Source organism: Spirosoma soli, assembly GCF_042684525.1.
In the GTDB taxonomy this organism is placed as follows: domain Bacteria; phylum Bacteroidota; class Bacteroidia; order Cytophagales; family Spirosomataceae; genus Spirosoma; species Spirosoma soli.
Genome location: NZ_JBHULN010000042.1, coordinates 1 through 3,166, shown reverse-complemented (window position 1 = coordinate 3,166; position 3,166 = coordinate 1). Strand labels below are relative to the sequence as shown.

Here is a 3,166-nt window from a genome sequence, read left to right as displayed (position 1 = left end):
ATCAGTGATACGGCCGTGCCAACGGTAACGGCTTCAGCCAGCAACACCATCACCGTTAACCAGCCCACGGCCACCATCAGCACCACGGCTACACCCGGGGTGAGCTACGTGTGGAGCACGGGGGCGACCACGCCAAGCATCTCGGTGAGTGCCGCAGGCACCTACTCAGTAACGGTGACTTCGGCCAACGGCTGTACGGCTGCCACGACCACGACGGTGGTCAGCGACACGGCGGCCCCAACGGTAACGGCTTCAGTGAGCAACACCCTGACCTGCGCTCAGCCCACGGCCACCATCAGCACCACGGCTACACCCGGGGTGAGCTACGTGTGGAGCACGGGGGCGAGTACGCCAAGCATCGTAGTGAGTGCGGCTGGCCCGTACTCGGTGACGGTGACGGCGCCCAACGGCGCTACAGCCCTCGCCACCACGAATGTCTTTAGCAACACAGCGGTGCCAGTAGTAACGGCTTCGGTAAGCAACACGCTGACCTGCGCTCAACCTACGGCAACGATCTCAACGACGGCCAGCGTACCAGGTAATGGTATAAGTTATGTGTGGAGCACGGGTGAGACCACGGCCAGCATCTCGGTGAGTGCGGCCGGTCCGTACTCAGTGACGGTAACAGGTGCCAATGGCTGCTCAACCGTAACCACGACCAACGTAGTGAGTGACACGGCGGCCCCAACGGTAACAGCTTCGGTAAGCAACACCTTGACCATTGCTCAGCCCACGGCGACCATCTCGACCACGGCGACCCCAGGCGTAAGCTATCTGTGGAATACGGGTGAAAGCACCCCAAACATTGTAGTTAATAGCGCGGGGGCTTACTCGGTAACGGTGACCTCGGCCAACGGCTGCTTTGCTACCACGACGACAACCGTGCTAAGCGACACGGCGTTGCCAACGGTAACGGCTAGTGTGAGCAACGAGTTGAGTTGTACGGCCCTGACGGCCACCATCAGCACGACGGCCAGCCCAGGGGTGAGCTACCTGTGGAGCAACGGGGCGACGACTTCGAGCATCTCGGTGAGTGTGGCGGGTCCGTACTCGGTGACGGTAACGGCTCAGAACGGTGGCAAGGCGTCGGTAACCACGACGGTCTTCAGCGACACGGCGGTACCAGTGGTAACGGCCTCGGTAAGCAACACTTTGACTTGTACTCAGCCCACGGCAACTGTTACGGCCACCGTACCAGGTAACGGGGTGAGCTACCTGTGGAGCACGGGGGCGACGACTTCGAGCATCTCGGTGAGTGTGGCGGGTCCGTACTCGGTGACGGTAACAGGTACCAACGGCTGTACAGCGGTGACCACAACCAACGTTATCAGTGATACGGCCACGCCAACCGTGACGGCTTCAGCCAGCAATACGTTGACTTGCGCTCAATCCACGGCCACAATTGCCACCACAGCCACACCGGGTGTGAGCTACGTGTGGAGCACGGGGGCGACCACTTCAAGCATCTCGGTGAGTGCTGCGGGTACCTACTCGGTGACGGTGACGGCGGCTAGCGGCTGTACGGCAACGACGACCACCAATGTAGTGAGTGACACGGCGGTACCAACGGTAACGGCTTCAGTGAGCAACACCTTGACCTGTGCTCAGCCTACGGCTACTGTATCGGTTAGTGCTAACGCCAATGTAACGTATCTGTGGAGCACGGGTGAAACCACGCCAAGCATTATAGTAAACGCTGCAGGACCATATTCCGTAACGACGACAACCGCCAACGGCTGTACGACGGTAACGACCACTAACGTTGTTAGCGATACAGTAGTACCGACGGTAACGGCCAGCGTGAGCAATACGCTGACGGTTAATCAGCCGACGGCGACCATCTCGACGACGGCCACACCAGGGGTAAGCTATCTGTGGAGCACGGGGGCGACCACACCGGCAATTTCGGTAAGTGCCGAAGGGCCGTATTCAGTAACGGTAACGGCTGCCAATGGCTGTATTGCCACTACCACAACAAACGTTGTGAGCAACACGACCGTGCCGCTGATAAATGCTAGTGTAAGCAACGTGCTGACTTGTGCTGAGGGAACTGCTACGGCTACCATCAGTACGACGGCAAACACGACGGTAACCTACCGCTGGAGCACGGGTGAAACCACGCCGAGCATTGTGGTAAGTGCCGAAGGGCCTTACTCGGTGACGGTGACTGCACCAAATGGAGCAACGGCTTCTGTGAGCACAACCGTCTTCAGTGATACGGTAACACCGGCGGTAACGGCTTCAGTTAGTAATACGCTAACCTGTGGTCAGCCTACAGCGACGATCTCAACGACGGCTAGCCCAGGCGTGAGCTACCTATGGAGCACGGGTGCCACAAGCCCGAGCATCCTGGTAAGTGCCGCCGGTACGTACTCCGTAGTAGTGACGGGTACCAATGGTTGCACGGCAGTAGCTACTGCAACTGTTGAGAGCAACACCGAAGTGGCAGCGGCAACGGCGAGTGTGAGCAATACCTTAACCTGCGCCAATCCAACGGCTATTGTAAGTGTGAGCGCCAGTAGCGCTGCGACAAGTTATCTGTGGAACACGGGTGAAACGACGGCTACTGTCTCGGTGAGTGCAGCTGGCACCTACTCGGTAACGGTAATCACAGCTAATGGATGTGCCACTACAGCAACTACGGATGTTGTGAGTGATACAGCGGTGCCAACCATAACGGTTAGTGTGAGCAACACCTTGACGGTAGCGCAACCTACAGCCACCATCTCAACGACGGCTAGCCCAGGCGTGAGCTACCTATGGAGCACAGGTGAGGTTAGTCCAAGCATTGTGGTCAACAGTGCGGGTACGTACTCGGTAACGGTGACTAGCGCCAATGGCTGCTTTGCTACCACGACCACAACCGTGGTGAGTGATACAGCGCTGCCAACGGTGGCCGTGAGCGTGAGCAACGAGCTGAGTTGCACCGCTCTGACGGCCACTATCAGCACCACGGCGACACCCGGGGTAAGCTACCTGTGGAGCACGGGCGAGAGCACGCCAAGCATCTCGGTGAGTGTGGCCGGTGCGTACTCAGTAACGGTGACAGCCCAGAACGGAGCCAAGGCGTCGGTGACCACGACGGTCTTCAGTGACACGGCGGTACCTGAGGTAACGGCCAGTGTAAGCAACACCCTGACCTGCGCCGAGCCAACAGCCACGATCT

General features: G+C 58.9%; 1 protein-coding gene. It reads left to right on the top strand.

Going from position 1 to position 3,166, the window contains the following annotated elements:
- Nucleotides 1–3,166 (top strand): beta strand repeat-containing protein (locus tag ACFSUS_RS28950; protein ID WP_381528761.1); only part of this gene is annotated, 3,166 nt, incomplete at both ends.